An 18,364-nucleotide genomic window follows, 5' to 3' on the forward strand; every position below is an offset into this window, starting at 1 on the left:
TAAAAAAGTAACAAAATTCATTGGATTGTATTCAGTTTGTGACGCGCATTTTATGACGCACACGACAAAAAAAGCCTCGTTAATTAGCATTTGATTAATAATGTTAAGTGAACACTGTTTTTATTGAGCTCCGCTTTTGGTTGGCGCATACTAATTGGGGTCTAATTACGTTTATAAAATGGAGTCCTCATGGCGGAAGAAACGATCTTTAGTAAAATTATTCGCAAGGAAATCCCTGCCGATATCCTTTATCAAGATGATTTGGTGACTGCGTTTCGCGACATTAACCCTCGCACACCAAGCCATATTCTCATTATTCCGAATAAACTGATCCCAACAACGAATGATGTAGAAGCTGAAGATGAAGCAATGATGGGGCGTTTGTTCACTGTTGCTAGAAAGTTAGCGAAAGAAGAAGGTATTGCTGAAGACGGCTATCGCCTAATCGTTAATTGTAATCCACATGGTGGCCAAGAGGTTTACCATATTCACATGCACCTACTAGGCGGCCGCCCTCTAGGACCAATGGTATTGAGCTAAGCTTTTAAAAGTGGGTGGCGATTCACCCACTTCTTTTTCCTGTCGAATGACACATTTGTGGAGATAAATGTGAAACTAGGTGTAAAGCTGTTAGGGCTGATGAGCTGGGCTTTAATGGCCTCTGGCTGCGCGAATTTATCTGCGGGCAATCTGTTTAGCCATTACAGCAACCAGAATCAAGAAGTTTATCAAGCCGTTGTTGCAGGGGAATATGCCAAAGCAAAACAACTTCAATCAAGTGAAGTGGGTGGCGAGATACTTGGCAATTTTGAAAAAGGTCGTATCTCTTTTCTTGCTGAAGATTACCCAACAAGTTTGAATGCGCTAGAAAGCAGCGATCGTGCCGTACGTGTTCAACAAGATCGAGCGACGATATCTGTGTCAGACACGGCAACGAGCGTCGGCTCTCTCGCAGTGAACGACAATCTCCAAGATTATCATCCCGCCGATTACGAACTTGGCTTTTTGCACCTGTATCTAGGACTAAATTACTTACAGAAAAACGATTTAGAAGGGGCACTAGTTGAAGTGCGTCGAGCTAATCAAGTTCAGGAAGCAGCAAGAAAGGCGCGTGAAAAAGAGCTAAAAGCAGCAGAGAAAGACCTTAACAAGCAAGGCATGTCTGCCAATTTAGGCAGTGTGTTAGCGAACTACCCTGATGCTGGTAAAAAACTAAGCGCGGTACAAAATGGTTATCTGTTCTATCTTTCTGGCTTGTTATATGAAGCGTCGCGAGACTTAAACAGTGCTTATGTTGATTACCGACGAGCACTCGCTGTAATGCCAGACAACAAGCAAGTTGTGGAAAGCACCTTATACGCTGCTAAGAAGCTGGGCATGCGTGAAGACTTGCGCATGCTAGAGAAGCGGTATGGCAAAGCACCTTCTGGATTAACTCAGTCACAAGGGCGAGTCATCGTTATTGATGAGCAGGGTGTTGTTGAGGCGATGAAAGGGTGGCGTATTGATTTACCGATTTACGACAGTCGCGATAATGGCGCGATTTATTCGTTGGCGCTTCCTTATTATCAGAACCGAGGTGCTCAACGTTTTAGCGATGTTGTTTTAAATGGTCAGGTATTGCCTTCCAGTACGCTGACTGATGTTAATGCGATGGCGCAAAACGATCTTAATGAACGTCTTACTACAATAGTGATCCGTCAAGCTCTTCGTGTTTGGGCAAAAGATCGAATCCGAAAAGAGGCGGCGAAAAAAGGCGATGATGTGGGCAACATACTTTTCAATGTATGGAACACATTGACCGAACAGCCAGATACAAGAAGTTGGCAAACATTGCCAGCGCAAGTGAAAACGGCTTCAAAAATCGTGAAACCGGGAACACAAAGTTTAAACTTGGGTGATCAAACCTATCAGTTTGAAGTGCCTGCACAGCAGACTACATTGGTATGGGTATCTCGTCAGGGAGCACACTCAACCGTGTGGCATAAACAGCTAGGGAGACTGTAATGAAAGCATGGCTTGTTTGTTTAGCAATGGCTATTGGTTTAGTTGGATGCGCCGAAAACACGGCTGGTATTCGAATTGATGGCCAAACGCAAAAAGTATTTTTTAATGATAACGTTTTAGGTAGTCGCTTATTAGTTGACAACATCACCACCACTTACGTTGATGATCGCCCACGAGGAGTCGTGCAGCTGAGTAGCAATTACAAAGGTGATCAGCACATTCTTTACCGATTTTATTGGTATGACAACAATGGTTTAGAAGTGAATACCAAACCTGGTCCGTGGCGAAAAATGATTGTGCGAGGATTTGAGCAAGTCACGTTATCTGAAGTTACTGTGAATCCAAATGGCACAAAATTCCGTGTGCAAATTAGAGAAGCACAAGACGATTAATCTTAACGGCTCTGCCGAAGCTGCCGCGCTAACGATGCGCTGGTATTGAAAAACTAAGGAACTCTCATGAAAAAAAGTATTATTGCTCTTTTAGGTCTTGCCGTCATTTTAGGTGGCTGTTCTAACAAAGTCTCTTACGGCGATGCGCAAGCAACAGAAACCACGACTATCGATTTTGGCTCAACAGATTTACAAAAAATCGCGGCTGAAATGGTGGATAGCATGATGATGTCGGGCTCTGTAGCAGCAATTACTCGTGACCAACGTCCTATCGTTTTTGTTGAGCGAATTAAGAACAAAACCAGTGAACATATTGACACTGAATCCATTACCGACACGATCTCTACTAAGATGTTGAACTCAGGTAAGTTCCGCTTTGTTGATATGGATCGTGTTGAGTCTGTGCGTGAACAACTTAACTTCCAAAACACGGATGAGCTTGTTAACCAAAGCACAGCGATCCAATTTGGTAAAATGGTTGGTGCTCAATACATGCTTTACGGCAACCTATCTAGCATTGTGAAAAATGCAGGTAGCGATAAAGATGTATACTACAAGATGACCATGCGCCTAATGGACCTAGAAACAGGTTTGATTGAGTGGGCGGATGAAACTGAAATTCGTAAAGCGCAATCTAAGAGCCTATTCGGTCTTTAATCGAACAGGGTGGAGAAGTCATCAATGGCATGGTTTTCTTGGCAACAAGCAAAACAGTTAGATCCGAGTCTTAACGCTCTCGATGGCTTCTTTACGGAGCCTCCGGTAAAACTACAAACTGTTACCGGCGGGCTCACCAACCGTTGTTGGCGGTTGGAATCTTCTCAAGGCCTTGCATACATCTGGCGACCGACCAGTCATGTCTGCAAGGCTTTTTCAATTTCTCGTCACAGTGAATATCAAGTGCTGAATGCAGTCTCTTCATTGGAAATTGGCCCCAAGCCAGTTTTTATTCATGAGCAAGGGTTGCTGGTGGAATGGATAGAAGGAGAGGCACTGACGGAGTCAGGCTTAGCACTAAGCGATTTATTATCCATTGCGGCGAAGATTCATCAATATCCGATAAGCGCAATTCCTTTGGTTCCATTTTCATATATTTCTCGCATCGATCATTATTGGCTTGAGCTTGATGGTCAGTATGTGGGTACGGAGTTTGAGGCTTTGTACATGAAGTGGCGCACGGAACCGAACGTTGCACCTGTTCCGCTTGCCCTATGTCACTTCGATCTGGGGTGTTACAACCTAGTGCGAGGGGAGAGTGGGGTGAAAGTTATTGATTGGGAGTATGCCGGGATTGCTGACCCTAGGCTAGATTTGACCTTAACTATTCAGGTCGCGAATGCGCCTGTGGAAGAAGCGGTAAAGCAGTATTGCCAAATTCGAGGTATCGAAGATGTGTCTCTTTGGCTGAGAGGTGTACACGCTTGGCAACCAAGAACCTTGGTGATGGCGATGCTCTGGTATCTACTTGCCTATAAATTGTGGGGAACTGAACAATACTTAAACAGTGCGTATGAGTTGAAAGGCTCATTGTGTATGGAAGATCACTGTTTTGAGAACTCGTGATATTTTCCCCTTTAACAGTAAGGAAATAGTGGTAGTTTTAATAAAAGTACCAGATACACACAGGGAGAGGTACACATGATTATTTACTTACACGGCTTTGACAGTACAAGCCCGGGTAACCACGAAAAAGTTCTTCAACTGCAATTTATCGACGACGACGTTCGTTTTATCAATTACAGCACCCTTCACCCAAAGCACGACATGCAACACTTGTTAAAAGAAGTGTCTAAAGTTATCGATCAATCTGATGACCCAAACCCATTAATCTGTGGGGTTGGTTTAGGTGGTTACTGGTCTGAGCGAATTGGTTTTCTATGCGGTATCAAGCAAGTGATGTTCAACCCGAACTTGCACCCAGAAAAAACGATGGCTGGTCGAATCGATCGCCCAGAAGAGTACGAAGATATCGCAACAAAATGTGTTGATCAGTTCCGAGCGAAAAATCAAGCTCACTGCTTAGTGATTCTCTCTAAAGATGATGAAGTGCATGACAATTCGAAAACGGCAGCTGAGCTAGAAAAACACTATCAGATCATTTGGGATGAAACTCAGTCTCATAAGTTCAAAAAAATCTCTCATCATTTACAAGCGATAAAGGCATTTAAAAATACTTATTAATGTTGAGTGTAGACAGTAAAGCGGCGTTTTTATCGGCTGCTTTGCTGCGATTCCTTCTCTTGAGTATGCCGAGCCACTGTCTCTTTGAAAGGCACATTTTCTTGGTTTAACGCTTTGAATATTGTGTTCTCCTTACCGTTTTCTTACTTCCCTCCTATGTAGCACGAACACCTTGTTGTAGAGTAGTCGAAAAGTAGTCAATCCATACTCGTTACACGGATTTTGGTTGCCTTCAAAGTTGGTCTCTATATAATGAACCGGACTAAAATAATTTGATAAATATCAAAAAAAATTGAGAGCGAGTAATAAACTTGCCCAAAAACTTCTGGCGTCGTATGCGTACCAGATAAACATGCCAAACCCTGACAAGTCATTGATAGATAAAGAATCAAGGTGAGTGGTAGTTTTTTAATCCAAGTAATTGAGACACCTCTAAGAACCAAGAATTCATCGGTTGGATGGATGCCACAAATGTTTGTGAGTCATGCATCGAGCTGAACCCCATATATTCATTTTTGTAGAGGAAAATCATTGTGACACGCATTATCGTTGTAGGCGGCGGTGCAGGTGGTCTTGAGTTGGCAACTAAGCTTGGTCGAACTCTAGGTCGCAAAAACCGTGCGCAAATTACGCTAGTCGATCGAAAAGCGAGCCACTTGTGGAAGCCATTATTGCATGAGGTTGCTACAGGTTCTTTGGACGAAGGAGTAGATGCACTGAGCTATCGAGCTCATGCAAAAAACCACAGCTTCGACTTCCAAATGGGTAGTCTTCAAGACATCGACCGTGAACGTAAAGTGATCATCTTAAGTGAGCTTAAAGACGAACACGGTGAACTTCTTATGCCAAGCCGTGAGCTAGAATACGACATTCTAGTGATGGCGATTGGCTCGACATCAAACGACTTCAACACGCCTGGCGTTCGTGAAAACTGTATTTTCCTAGACAGCCCTGAGCAAGCACACCGTTTCCGTACAGAAATGAACAACGAGTTCCTAAAGCTGCACGCGAAAAACGGCAACGGTACGGTCGATATTGCGATTGTTGGTGCTGGTGCAACTGGCGTTGAACTATCAGCTGAGTTACATAATGCTGTTAAAGAGCTGCGCACTTATGGCTTCGGTGATCTTGATTCTAGCAAGTTGAACGTCAATCTGATTGAAGCAGGTGAGCGTATTTTACCAGCGTTACCTCCACGTATTTCTTCTGCTGCTCATCAAGAGTTGGTGAAGTTGGGCGTAAACGTGCGCACCGCCACTATGGTGACTAAAGCTGAAAAAGATGGCCTTACTACAAAAGATGGTGAGAAGATCCCAGCTCAAATCATGGTTTGGGCTGCGGGTATCAAAGCTCCAGACTTTATTAAAGATATCGCTGGCTTAGAAACGAACCGTATCAATCAGCTTGTAGTGAAAAACACACTACAGACAACACGAGATGATGACATCTTTGTTATTGGTGACTTAGCACAATGCACCCAGTCTGACGGTTCGTTCGTGCCGCCACGCGCTCAAGCTGCACACCAAATGGCAAGCCAGGCATTTAGTAACATCGTCGCGAAGATCAACGGGCGCGAGTTGAAAGACTATGTATATAAAGATCACGGTTCATTAGTGTCTCTAAGTCGCTTCTCAACCGTTGGTAGTCTGATGGGGAACCTAACTAAAGGGTCGATGATGGTAGAAGGCCGTATTGCTCGTGTCGTTTACATCTCATTGTATCGCATGCACCTAATGGCGTTGCACGGTGTATTCAAAACCGGTCTGATGATGCTCGTCGGCCGCATTAATCGCGTGCTGCGTCCAAACCTTAAGCTGCACTAAGGTTTTAAATCCACTCTGTGTGGATGTGTTGTATCTTAAAAAATGCAGAAGCCACCGCAAGTCGGTGGCTTTTTGTTTATGTTAGATCTGTCGGTAAAAGTGAGAACACAACGCCATCTTTAGGCTTACCCTGAAAAATAAACCGGTTTCTGGCGATGGCTTCTTTTTGTGCACCGACGGACTCAATTAAGGCTTGGCTAGCTTCGTTGTCGGGGTCACAAACAATCTCTAGTCGAGTTAAACTTAGCTTTGCGAAGCAGAATTCTGCTAAGGCTTTAACGGCTTCTTGGGCATAACCTTGCCGTTGATAGCGGTCGGCAACCCAGTAACCAATACTCGCCATATTAAACGTATGATATAACTCATTAACCGCTGCCATTCCAACCAAAGTGTTACTTTGCCGCTCATAGATACCGAAACCAAAAGCCTCAGTTTTGACCCAGTTAAGACGGGTTGCCAACAGAAAGTCCTGCGCGGTTTTCAATGTGACGTTTTTATCACACCAGTCAAGCCATTGGTGCAGCGAAGGGGATTCTGCAAGTAGTCGTTGTAGTGAATGTGCTTCTTCAGCAGGGATGAGCTTGAGCGCTAAGCGGGGCGCAATGATTTCAAAGTCTGGACTCATGAACTAATACGACTTCCATGTTGAGTGTAAGTAAATTGAAAGCTGTCTATTTATACTTGAACGCAGCTATTTTCCTTGCTCTGCGTTGGTTAGGAATAACTGAGGTATAGCAGATAAAAACAAAGCGCAGCTTTGCTGCGCTTTGTCGAACCGCTCGTGCTTATCGAACCCGACGAACTTGAATGATCATACCCATCAACGGGTTATCTAGGTAATGAGTCTCGCTGCTACGCATACGACGTTTTTGATCCATTCGATAACTCTTCAGGAATTTCTCTTCGGTTACTGTCGGCGATATTTCTGCCAAGTTACCGACTTGGACGTTACCATCTACTTCACCTAAGTCATCCGCCAATTGCTCAGTTGAGGTTGGTTCAAAACGCACCTCTCTAACACTTGGTTCGCGCAGATCTAGTGTTGTTTCGGCGAAGAGGTAATGCTGTACGTATATTTGGAATCGACCATCTAGTTCATATAAAGGACCATTGACCGTCTCTTCACTGTAACCGTCGCTGGAAAATGTTTGATTGCTATTGCCATTGATTGGGCGGCCATCTGCTTGATAAGAATCAGAGAAATCTCGCCCGCCAACGATGCGGAAAATTGGGGCGCTAGATTTACCTCGGTCACCTTGACGCCAGGCTACGTGTTTAAGCACTTTAAAGCCGGCATGATTATTTAGTGCCGCTTCTTGCGCGTTAAGACGGAAAGAAGAACTTGGCAAAAGTGTCACGCCTTTAGAGCGGCGGTAGGATTCACTCTCTAGGCTACCGACATTTTCCATATCGATTTTTGGCAGTTGATTCGGCCAAGATTCTGTTGTGCTTTCAGCGTCGACTGCTCGCTTGAAAATGATCACTTCAATATCAAATTGGCGCTGTGCCCAAGAGGGCATTGAGACACATAGAAGCAATAACGGGATCAGTATTCTCATTCGACTATTAGCTCGTTGGTAATAAATTCTGTTTAAAATCATTCAGTAAGTCTTGAACAAACTGAATGCGTTTACGTCGGTCCACCAATGGTACGCTAAACTTGAACTTAGTTGGACCTTCCATTGCAAATTTTTGCGGCTGTGATTGCAGCAGTTTAACTAAATACGCTGGATTTATGTCAGCATCAGGGTAAAACTCGATAAATCCACCTTTATCATGGGCTTCTATCTTTTTCGCTTTTAAACTACCAGCCGAAATTTTCAATTCTGAGACGGCAAGTAAGTTCTTTGTTGCGTCTGGAAGCAAACCAAAGCGATCAATCAGTTCCACTTTTAGCTCTGATAGTTCATCACTGCTTGTGACACTCGCAATGCGTTTGTACATCGACAGTCGTGTGTTTACATCCGGAATGTAATCATCTGGTAAGAGCGCTGGGATTCGCATTTCCACTTCAGTTTGCTCACGAAGCAGCTCATCCAAAGATGGCTCCTTGCCTTCTTTTAATGCTTGCACTGCTTGTTCCAGCATTTCCATATAAAGTGTAAAACCAACGGATTGAATTTGCCCACTTTGCTCATCACCAAGCAGCTCACCAGCACCACGGATTTCTAAATCGTGGGTTGCTAACGTAAAGCCAGCACCTAGGTCTTCCAGTGAAGCAATCGCATCAAGACGCTTGATGGCATCTTTGGTCATGGCTTTTGGATGCGGTGTTAATAAGTAAGCATAGGCCTGATGGTGCGAACGTCCAACACGGCCACGTAATTGATGCAACTGCGCCAAGCCAAGATTGTCCGCACGATCCATGATTATGGTATTCGCCGTCGGTACGTCGATACCGGTTTCGATGATGGTTGTACACACCAACACATTAAAGCGCTGATGGTAGAAGTCATTCATGATTCGCTCAAGTTCGCGCTCGCGCATTTGACCATGAGCCACGGTAATACGTGCCTCTGGGATGAGCTTCTGTAAGTCTTCTGCCGTTTTTTCAATGGTTTCAACCTGATTGTGCAGGAAGTAAACCTGACCACCACGCATAATTTCACGCAGTACCGCTTCACGGACCACTGGCTCTTCTTTTTGTCGAACAAAGGTTTTAATGGCTAAACGGCGTGCAGGAGGTGTCGCGATGATCGACAGGTCTCGCATGCCACTCATTGCCATATTCAGTGTGCGTGGAATTGGTGTTGCGGTGAGGGTAAGAATGTCCACATCCGCACGCATTGCTTTGACTTTTTCTTTTTGACGAACCCCGAAGCGGTGTTCCTCATCAACGATCAACAAACCTAAATCTTTGAATTTAATGTCGCTCGAAAGCAGCTTATGCGTACCAACGACAATGTCTACTTTACCATCGGCAACGTCTTGCAGAATGACTTTTTGTTCTTTGGCAGATTTAAAACGAGACAGTACTTCAACTCGGATTGGTAAGTTGGCAAAACGGTCACGGAAGTTTTCGAAATGCTGCTGAGCAAGCAAGGTTGTTGGTACGAGTACGGCGACCTGTTTACTGTTATCCGTTGCGACAAATGCTGCGCGCATAGCGACTTCCGTTTTACCAAAGCCCACGTCACCACACACTAAGCGATCCATCGCTTTTGCCTGGCACATGTCTGACAATACGGCATTGATGGCCATCGCTTGGTCATCTGTTTCTTCAAACGGGAATGTTGCTTTAAATGTTGCGTATTGCCCACGATCTAGCTCAAATTTGAAGCCAGGTTTTAATTCTCGTTTAGCATACACATCCAGCAATTCTGCTGCGACATCACGCACTTTTTCTGCCGCTTTACGACGTGCTTTTGCCCACGCTTCACCACCTAATTTATGCAGTGGCGCACTCTCTTCAGCGCCGCCAGAATAACGGCTGATAAGATTCAGTGATGAAACTGGCACGTAGAGCTTGGCATCGTTTTGATACTCAAGGGTGACGTATTCCGTTTTCATGCCACCGGCTTCAAGTGTTTGTAAACCGATGTAGCGGCCAATACCGTGATCAATATGAACCACAGGTTGACCGGGTTTTAGTTCCGCAAGATGGCGAATAACGGTGTCACTGTTGACGGCTTTTTTATCTTTGCGGCGTCGCTGGATAACACGGTCACCGAGTAGATCACTTTCACAGATCAGAGCGAAGTTCAGCTCTTCGTGAATGAAACCATGCTCTGCTGCGCCTAAGATCAAGCTGAATCGATCACCCGAGTCTAGAGCTTGGTAAAGTGAGCCATGTACGACCGGCCGAACTTTGATGCCTTGCAACAGCTCCGTTAGTGCTTCACGACGACCTTCTGACTCTACCGAGAAAACGATTTTGCCGCTGAATTGCTCACTAAACTGACGAAGGCGCGAGAGCGGCTCTTTATTTTGTTGTTGAACGCCAAGCTCGGCTAACGATTGTACTGGTAGGTTTTGACGACCGGCACGCTTAACCACTTTATCTAGGCTCAATTGAGCGATAGGGAGCTGTTTTAGTTGACTGAAAAGTTCGTCTTTTTTCAACCAAAGCTGTTCAGGAGTCAAAAGAGGACGCAGCGGATCAACTTTTTTCTGGTCGTATCGATATTCGACATCGGTTAAGAAAGTATCGACCGCAGATTCGATATCACCATATGTGATGACTTGAGAGTCTTCTGGCAAATATTCAAATAAAGTCTCGGTATGGTCAAAAAACAGCGGCTGCCAATACTCAATACCAGCGGGCCACGTGCCTTTGGTCACTTGCATGTAGATTGATTCAGGCTCGCGGCGTGCGTCGAACTGGGTGCGCCAACGTGTACGGAAATCTTCAATCGCTTCTTTAGTGGTTGGGAACTCATGTGCAGGCAGCAATTGGATTTGCTGAATATCGTCGATAGAGCGTTGGTTCTCTGGATCAAACGTGCGAATGGTATCTATTTCATCATCAAAGAAGTCGATGCGGTACGGGTCATTGCTGCCCATAGGAAAGAGATCCAGAATAGACCCACGACTTGCATATTCACCTGGCCCAAATACTTGATCTACATGGCGGTAGCCTGAATTTTCAAGTTGTACACGTAACTTCTCTAGCGAGAGCCGATCACCAGTTTTCACCATTAAAGTGTGTTGCAACAGAAAATCACGTGGCGATTGGCGTTGCAATACTGTACTGACCGGGACGATGGTTATGCCATCACGTTGACTTGGCAGTTGGTATAGGCGTGCGATACGTTCAGAGATGATTTCTTGATGCGGAGAAAAGTTATCGTAAGGCAGCGTTTCCCAGTCGGGGAACAGGCTTACCGTTTGGTCGGTGAATTGCTCAATCTCTGCCTGAAGCTTTAAAGCGATTTGCGGGTCAGGCACAACGAGTAGCGAGTGACTCGAATGCTGCTTGGCCAGCTCTGCAATGGCTAGAGGTAGAGCTGCGCCCGGCAAATTACCTAGCTGTTTTTTGTCGCCACGCTCTGAAGGGTTTGTGACGGAAAGAATCGTTGCTTTTGTCATAGGAATTATTTTTTATCTCGCTCCATCGAGCGCTGACGTAAAAGTTTTTGTTGTTGATACAGTGCCGCCTTTATCAGTAAATCTTGATCAGATTCTCGGAGCATCTTGTATCTAAGCGTGATAATGAAATCTTGCTCTGAAGCATCACATTCTTCTACTTGAGCGTAACAGTAAATCGCCGCAGCAGGGTGATCGAGGAACAGTTTAACACGAACGAGTTGTTGAGTAGTTAACGCTGTATCTGAGCGGAAACTGAGTTGACTAGCACCAAACTGCGTCGTTTGATATCGAATGGAGGCGTCATCTTGTTGTGAAAGCATAAAGCTCAACAAGAGGTTAAGTTTCGCGTTTTGCGTATCAAGCAAGTTGATCACATGCTTTAACTCTTTGTTTTTCAGCCCTAGACGCGCGTTGTCTGCCAACATATCTAAGTGACTAAATTCACTGGCGACAATAAATGGTGCTGGAATTTCGGAGGCAAATGTTTCTTCATCTGGCAAAGCAAAGTCCGCACTCAACGTTTCGACGTTGATGGTGAGGTTATGATGGACGGTAAAGTATTCTTGCTCTGTCATATAGTCGATCCTTTTGCCAGTGAGCGCTCCTTGCTCACTCAACAAACAAAGAGAAATAGGGCACTGATTATCGCTAACTGAATGAAGTTATCAAGTTTAGCCGATTTGTCCTTGAACTTTTTGCCCTAAATACAGACTTATTGCATGTCGTTGACAAATTTAGCGATTCTCTTGTCTTCTTAATGAGAAGAGTAAGGTAAGATAATCCGCTAAAGCTTTATATCAAAACAACCAGTTGGTTTGTCTTATATGTATCATCCTATCTCATTGTTTATTGGCTTAAGGTATCTTCGGGGACGCTCTGGAGATAGGTTCAGCCGATTTGTTTCTTATATGTCGACGGCGGGTATTACGATCGGTGTAATGGCGTTGGTGACGGTTCTTTCTGTGATGAACGGGTTTGAATCGCAGTTAAAAGAACGCATTTTAGGTGTGCTACCTCATGCCGTGGTTTCGCAACACGATGGAAAAACGCCTATGACCGAGTCTGCCCCTCCATTTGTTCAAGCGATGTCGAGTGAATCTCAGCCGGAGCCTATCGTTAGAGGAGAGGCTGTTATTCAGAGTTCTGCACAGCTGACGGCTGGTTACCTCATCGGTATTGAACCTAAGAAAGGCGATCCGATTAGCAACCATTTGATTGCCGGACGATTATCGTCACTTCAAGCAGGTGACTACAATGTATTTTTGGGTCACAGTTTGGCGCGTTCACTAAAGGTCTCAATCGGGGATAAAGTGCGCTTGATGGTGACCAACGCAACGCAGTTTACCCCACTTGGCCGTATTCCTAGCCAGCGAAACTTTACTGTCTCAGGCATTTTCAATACGGGATCGGACGTTGATGGTCAATTAATGATTGTGAACATGACGGATGCATCTAAGCTGATGCGTTTCCCTAAAGACACGGTTTCTGGTTGGCGTGTCTTTTTCTCTGACCCATTTATGGTGACGGATTTTGCTGACCAACCCATGCCTGATGGGTGGCAATGGAGTGATTGGCGCGAACAGCGTGGTGAGCTTTTCCAAGCGGTGAAAATGGAAAAGAACATGATGGGACTTATGCTAGGTCTAATTGTGGGTGTCGCTGCATTCAATATTATCTCCGCTTTAATCATGGTGGTAATGGAGAAACAATCAGAAGTCGCAATATTGAAAACTCAAGGCATGACTCAATCTCAAGTGATGACCATTTTCATGGTGCAAGGTGCAAGTAGTGGTGTAATTGGCGCGATTGTTGGTGGCGCTGCGGGCGTGATCTTGTCACTTAATCTAAATGCGATTCTTGAATCTGCTGGTGTGGCGCTATTCAGCTTTGGTGGTCATCTACCCATCTTGATTGATTCACTGCAAATTCTTTTAGTGGTGGTATTGGCGATTGCTCTTAGCCTTGCTGCTACGCTTTATCCTTCTTATCGAGCATCTTCTGTTAAACCTGCTGAGGCACTTCGCTATGAATAAGCTATTAGAATGTCGTGATATTCGTAAAGTCTACCGAGAGGGTTCGTTAGATACGGAAGTGTTGAAAGGCGTAAGTTTCGATATCGACAAAGGGGAGTTGGTTTCTATTGTTGGCTCTTCTGGTTCGGGAAAAAGTACCTTATTGCATATTTTAGGTGCGTTAGATGACGCAACTCATGGTGAAGTTGATTTTCTAGGGCAAAACCTATCAGCTTTGAGCTCGAACAAACAGGCGGCATTACGCAACAAGCACCTTGGTTTTGTATACCAGTTTCATCACTTATTGGCTGACTTTACTGCGCTTGAAAATGTGGCGATGCCACTGATGATTGGCGGTGCTAAAGTAGCGGATGCAAAACAGGCGGCTAAAGCGCTGTTAGATAAAGTTGGTTTGAGTCATCGGATGCAACATAGACCCTCCGAGTTATCGGGCGGTGAGCGTCAGCGTGTTGCGATTGCGCGTGCATTGGTGAATAAACCTGATCTGGTCTTGGCTGATGAACCTACGGGGAACTTAGATCACAATACGGCACTGTCTATCTATGATTTGATGCGCGAGCTCAATAAAGAGTCAAACATTGCATTTTTGGTTGTCACGCATGACAAAGAGCTGGCAGCAAAAATGGATCGTCAAATGCACATGCAAGATGGTTTGCTCGTAGATCGTTTTGTGACTGATACAGCATCTGCGGAGGGCTAGTTTTGTTTACCTCTTTAGCTTTGATGATTGGTGGTCGCTTCAGTCGAGCGAAAAAGCGCAACAAGATGGTGTCTTTCATATCGCTTTCTTCGACCATTGGTATTGCGGTTGGCGTTGCTGTGATCATTATCGGTTTGTCTGCAATGAATGGCTTTGAGCGCGAGCTGCAATCGCGTGTGTTGTCTGTGATCCCACACGGCGAGTTAGAAGGTGTTAATGGACCACTTCATGACTACACCAAAACGATGAATCAAGCTCTAAAACATGAACATGTTGTCGCGGCAGCACCGTACGTTCGTTTTACGGGTTTGGCAGAAAAAGGCAGTAAGCTAAAAGCGATAGAAGTTCGTGGCGTAGAGCCTACTTTCGAGCAAGCGGTGTCGAGCTTATCGAATTTTATTGACCAAGCAGCTTGGCAAAACTTTTATGCCGGTCAGCAGCAAGTGATCTTAGGCCGAGGTGTAGCAAACGAGCTAAATGTCGCCGTGGGGGATTACGTTACGTTAATGATTCCGCAAACAGGCGGCGCAAATAAAGTGCAGGCTCCTAAGCGTGTGCGCGTGAAGGTGTCAGGGTTCTTAACGTTGAATGGCCAAATCGACCACTCTCTAGCGTTAGTACCATTAGCTGATGCGCAGCAATACGCGAGGTTAGGGGGAGGGGTCACAGGCATTTCACTAAAAACTGACGATGTTCTCAATGCGCCTTCTATTGTTCGTGAGGTTGGTAGCATGGTTGATGTTTACGTGTATTTGAAAAGCTGGCAGCAAAAGTTTGGTTTTTTGTATCGCGATATTCAGCTCGTGCGCACCATTATGTACTTGGTGATGGTACTGGTGATTGGCGTGGCATGTTTTAATATTGTGTCTACGTTGATGATGGCAGTGAAAGACCGAGCGGCGGAAATTGCAATTTTGCGAACAATGGGAGCAAAAGATAGCCTAATCAAACGGATCTTTGTTTGGCAAGGTGTATTCTCTGGTGTATTTGGCAGTCTCGTCGGCAGTGTTATCGGTGTCTTAGTGGCGTTAAACCTGACTCCGTTAATTAAAGGGTTAGAGAGCTTAATTGGTCATCAGTTTTTATCGGGTGATATTTACTTTGTTGACTTCTTACCATCACAACTACACTGGCCAGATGTGGCATTGGTGTCAGTGACGGCGATAGTGCTTAGTTTACTTGCGACGTGGTATCCTGCTTCTCGTGCCGCAAGGTTGAATCCGGCGGCTGTACTGAGTTCTAAATAGCTGATTGTTTTACAATATGCGAAATACAAAAAAGGACCGAATTCGGTCCTTTTTTGTATTTATCCGACTTGAGTAACATCGCGTTTCATTCTAACTGTTAGATGCCCCTCAACTGATAGCTCAAATGCTGATTTTTACGCAGTAAGGTCTTATCTTATTTTGCGTTTTTGCCAGCTCCGTACCACGGAGTAGCGCCAAAGCCCTCGAATTCCGAAGTAGCCAATAATCGCGGATACAACCCCACAAATTGCGCAGCCCAATAGAAATGGAGGTCCAATGGTGCTCATTTGCTGCATGATGAATTCCCACGATAGTTCAAAGTGAAAAGGTTGCGGGGGAAGACGCATCACTAGAGCACCTAGCTTGTACGCAAAGTAAAATAGCACAGGCATAGTGATAGGGTTGCTGATCCATACCAAAGCGACGGAGAGGGGCAGATTGACACCCAACATAATGGCCAAACCAGCGGCCATGATCATTTGGCTCGGCAGCGGAACAAAAGCCATAAATAACCCGACAGCAAAAGCCCCTGATGCCGAGCGGCGGTTTAAGCACCACAAGTTTGGGTTGTACAACACATTGCCGAAGACCTTCAATGCTTTTTGGCGTTTGATCAATTCATGATCTGGCATGAAGCGTTTTATCAGCTTTCTAGGCATAGGACAGCATGACTCTCTCAGAAAAAAGTTGGACCTTGGCGTTATTTTTAGCGAGCGTAATCTCGTCAGCTTGGTGGCCGACAATACCAGATTGGCGTTGGTTGCTGCTGGGAATAATAACCACTGGCTCAATAATCAAATTACGTCGTGGCTTAATTAGCATAGGCGCAATTGCGGGCTTTATGGTTGTCATCGTCCACGGCAATGTATTGGAGTCTCAGAGACAAGCCCTTTTTCAAGCAGGGGAGAATATTACCATAATTGGTAAAGTTGACAGCCCTTTTACGCAAATAAGTCACGGTTATGAAGGTATTGTCGCTATAGAAGCGGTAAATTCTCAAACTCTGTTACCTTTTCTTAAACCTAAAATCCGTCTTATTACGCCTTTTCCACTCGATGTTAACAGTGAGTTTACGACATCCATCTCGTTAAAGCCGATTACAGGTCTACGCAACGAAGCTGGCTTTGATGCTGAAAAGCACGCGATGGGTAAAAATATTATCGCCCGAGCGGTTGTCAACAAAGACGCTAAGTGGATTGTTCGTTCTAATGTATCTCTGCGTCAATCCATTATTGCCGATGTCGCTGATGATGTGTCTTCCCTTCATCATTTCTCGTTAATAAGTGCGTTAGTTTTTGCTGACCGTTCTTGGTTGTCTAAGGAAGATTGGCAAGCGCTCAGGGACAGTGGTTTACTGCATTTGGTCTCCATTTCTGGTTTACATATTGGTATGGCGTTTACTTTTGGGCTAGTCGTGGGCGGTACCGTTCGTTATCTATTACCCCAATACCAGTTGTTGCCTAGCTTATATGGGCTGATCTTCGCTGTTGCCTACGCTTGGTTAGCGGATTTCTCTCTGCCTACTACGCGAGCAGTGTCGGTATGCGTTGTTTACGTTCTCCTGAAGTATACTCTGGTGCACTGGACTTCTTGGCGAGTTCTTTTGCTTGCAGTATCTCTACAACTGCTTGTTCAACCTTTTGCATCCTACAGTATGAGCTTTTGGTTATCATACCTCTCCGTTTGTGCGGTATTGTTCGCAATTAATTTGATTCGACATCAAAGGGGAGGTTGGAAAGCGAGATTAAAAGCGTTATTGCTTACTCAATTGATGTTGAGCGCTTTAATCGTACCTGTTAGTGGCCATTTCTTCTCCGGTTTTAGTTTGTCCTCAATAGCCTACAACTTGGTATTTATTCCTTGGTTCGGATTTATCGTTGTACCTTTGATGTTTCTAGCCCTGTTCTCATCTTTGTTTCTTGAAATGATAGCGAAGCCTCTGTGGCATTTGGTGGACTGGTCATTACAGCCATTGAGCACGTCAATACAGTACGCAGTAGGTTCTTGGCAATCCATTAGCATGGAAATGACAATGCTGGTTATGGCGATAGTGGTTTGCTTAATATTTCAACGGTTCATGTCTCATTACGCGTGGTATTTGTTACTCGGCATCGTTATTAGTATCAAGCTTGCATCGAAGTATGAACCGAGTTGGCGTATCGATGTATTAGATGTAGGTCATGGCCTTGCAGTGGTTGTAGAAAAAGACGACAAGGTGTTGCTGTATGACACTGGTAAAGCATGGCAAAGCGGCAGTATCGCAGAGCAGGTCGTCACTCCGGTTTTGCATCAACGAGGTTATGAAAGCATAGATACACTGATTCTAAGCCATTTCGATAATGATCACGCAGGCGGCCGCTTTTTCATTGAAGATGCCTTTTCTCCACAGCGTAAATTTAGTAGTCAATTCTTTATCGGATATGAACCTTGCACTAGAGGCGACCAATGGAAATGGCAAGGATTAAACATGGAAGTGCTCTGGCCTCCTGCACTTGTTCAACGTGCGTATAATCCGCACTCCTGTGTATTACGACTTACTGACCCTATTTCTAACTTTAGTATGCTTTTTACTGGTGATATTGAGGCCATTAGCGAGTGGATATTGCTTAGAGAGCCCGGAAAGTTACAAAGCGATGTGATGCTAGTCCCTCACCACGGGAGTAAAAGTTCATCGAATCCTCGATTTATCGAGGCGGTGAGCCCGAGTGTGGCAGTTGCTTCTTTAGCAAAAAACAATCGATGGGGAATGCCAGCGGAAAATGTCGTTGCTTCATACCGAAAGCTTGGCATTACTTGGCTTGATACTGGTGAGGGTGGTCAGGTAAGCTTCTTTATTCACCGTGATAATTGGCGCTCAGAAACCAAACGTAGCGATACATTTGAGCCTTGGTATAGGCAGATGCTGCGTAAGGGAGTAGAATGAGAGTCTTAATGTAAGAAAATAAAGCACTTC

At 44.9% G+C, this 18,364-nt stretch carries 16 protein-coding genes; 11 read left to right on the forward strand and 5 right to left on the reverse strand.

The features are described 5' to 3' along the window. Nucleotides 1-189: 189 nt before the first annotated feature. The 7 genes from hinT (at nucleotide 190) to R7070_RS07335 (ending at nucleotide 6,403) form a co-directional block, all read left to right on the forward strand. Nucleotides 190-540: a purine nucleoside phosphoramidase gene (gene hinT, locus R7070_RS07305; protein WP_005378473.1), complete on the forward strand. Its 351-nt coding sequence runs from the start codon at nucleotides 190-192 to the stop codon at nucleotides 538-540. A 69-nt stretch (nucleotides 541-609) separates the two neighbouring features. Beyond that, on the forward strand, nucleotides 610-2,007 hold the full coding sequence (locus R7070_RS07310) for a COG3014 family protein (protein WP_025766940.1): 1,398 nt from the start codon (nucleotides 610-612) through the stop codon (nucleotides 2,005-2,007). Further along, the gene (locus tag R7070_RS07315; RefSeq protein WP_005378469.1) at nucleotides 2,007-2,399 is read left to right on the forward strand and encodes a YcfL family protein; all 393 of its coding nucleotides are present in this window, start codon (nucleotides 2,007-2,009) and stop codon (nucleotides 2,397-2,399) included. Before R7070_RS07310 ends, R7070_RS07315 begins: the two co-directional genes overlap by 1 nt. A 66-nt stretch (nucleotides 2,400-2,465) precedes the next feature. Beyond that, nucleotides 2,466-3,056, forward strand: coding sequence for a penicillin-binding protein activator LpoB (gene lpoB, locus R7070_RS07320; RefSeq protein WP_005378467.1), 591 nt, complete (start codon nucleotides 2,466-2,468; stop codon nucleotides 3,054-3,056). 24 nt (nucleotides 3,057-3,080) lie between these two features. Continuing rightward, nucleotides 3,081-3,962, forward strand: a complete 882-nt coding sequence (gene thiK, locus R7070_RS07325; protein WP_054575454.1) for a thiamine kinase — start codon at nucleotides 3,081-3,083, stop codon at nucleotides 3,960-3,962. Between the two features lie 75 nt (nucleotides 3,963-4,037). Then, on the forward strand, nucleotides 4,038-4,580 hold the full coding sequence (gene ycfP, locus R7070_RS07330; RefSeq protein WP_005378464.1) for an alpha/beta hydrolase YcfP: 543 nt from the start codon (nucleotides 4,038-4,040) through the stop codon (nucleotides 4,578-4,580). Between the two features lie 533 nt (nucleotides 4,581-5,113). After that, complete coding sequence (locus tag R7070_RS07335; protein WP_005378463.1) at nucleotides 5,114-6,403, forward strand: NAD(P)/FAD-dependent oxidoreductase; 1,290 nt, start codon at nucleotides 5,114-5,116, stop codon at nucleotides 6,401-6,403. A 76-nt stretch (nucleotides 6,404-6,479) separates the two neighbouring features. On the opposite strand, the gene R7070_RS07340 is transcribed toward R7070_RS07335, so the two are convergent. From R7070_RS07340 to R7070_RS07355, 4 genes are all read right to left on the reverse strand, one after another. Then, a complete protein-coding gene (locus R7070_RS07340) occupies nucleotides 6,480-7,028 on the reverse strand; it encodes a GNAT family N-acetyltransferase (protein WP_005387823.1) in 549 nt (182 codons plus the stop codon). A gap of 160 nt (nucleotides 7,029-7,188) precedes the next feature. After that, the gene (locus tag R7070_RS07345) at nucleotides 7,189-7,962 is read right to left on the reverse strand and encodes a peptidoglycan binding protein CsiV (protein WP_005387825.1); all 774 of its coding nucleotides are present in this window, start codon (nucleotides 7,960-7,962) and stop codon (nucleotides 7,189-7,191) included. A 7-nt stretch (nucleotides 7,963-7,969) separates the two neighbouring features. Beyond that, the gene (gene mfd, locus R7070_RS07350) at nucleotides 7,970-11,431 is read right to left on the reverse strand and encodes a transcription-repair coupling factor (RefSeq protein ID WP_033905041.1); all 3,462 of its coding nucleotides are present in this window, start codon (nucleotides 11,429-11,431) and stop codon (nucleotides 7,970-7,972) included. Between the two features lie 5 nt (nucleotides 11,432-11,436). After that, nucleotides 11,437-12,006: a hypothetical protein gene (locus tag R7070_RS07355; protein WP_065274290.1), complete on the reverse strand. Its 570-nt coding sequence runs from the start codon at nucleotides 12,004-12,006 to the stop codon at nucleotides 11,437-11,439. Nucleotides 12,007-12,255: 249 nt separating this feature from the next. Here R7070_RS07355 and lolC point away from each other — a divergent pair, with 249 nt between their 5' ends. Genes lolC through lolE form a run of 3 tightly spaced genes read left to right on the forward strand, consistent with a single transcriptional unit; the run spans nucleotide 12,256 to nucleotide 15,411 of the window. Continuing rightward, nucleotides 12,256-13,464, forward strand: a complete 1,209-nt coding sequence (gene lolC, locus R7070_RS07360; protein ID WP_053349430.1) for a lipoprotein-releasing ABC transporter permease subunit LolC — start codon at nucleotides 12,256-12,258, stop codon at nucleotides 13,462-13,464. Beyond that, nucleotides 13,457-14,164, forward strand: coding sequence for a lipoprotein-releasing ABC transporter ATP-binding protein LolD (gene lolD / locus R7070_RS07365; RefSeq protein WP_005378457.1), 708 nt, complete (start codon nucleotides 13,457-13,459; stop codon nucleotides 14,162-14,164). The genes lolC and lolD overlap by 8 nt, the downstream gene beginning before the upstream one ends. Nucleotides 14,165-14,166: 2 nt before the next feature. Further along, a complete protein-coding gene (gene lolE / locus R7070_RS07370) occupies nucleotides 14,167-15,411 on the forward strand; it encodes a lipoprotein-releasing ABC transporter permease subunit LolE (protein ID WP_065274291.1) in 1,245 nt (414 codons plus the stop codon). Between the two features lie 149 nt (nucleotides 15,412-15,560). On the opposite strand, the gene R7070_RS07375 is transcribed toward lolE, so the two are convergent. Then, entirely contained in the window at nucleotides 15,561-16,070 is a 510-nt protein-coding gene (locus R7070_RS07375; RefSeq protein ID WP_005387834.1) for a DUF2062 domain-containing protein, read from the reverse strand. An 8-nt stretch (nucleotides 16,071-16,078) separates the two neighbouring features. On the opposite strand from R7070_RS07375, the gene R7070_RS07380 reads away from it, so the two are divergent. Then, entirely contained in the window at nucleotides 16,079-18,334 is a 2,256-nt protein-coding gene (locus tag R7070_RS07380) for a DNA internalization-related competence protein ComEC/Rec2 (RefSeq protein WP_065274292.1), read from the forward strand. The last annotated feature ends 30 nt before the right edge of the window (nucleotides 18,335-18,364 follow it).

The organism is Vibrio sp. 1557 (assembly GCF_033340175.1).
Classification (GTDB): Bacteria; Pseudomonadota; Gammaproteobacteria; order Enterobacterales; family Vibrionaceae; genus Vibrio; species Vibrio alginolyticus.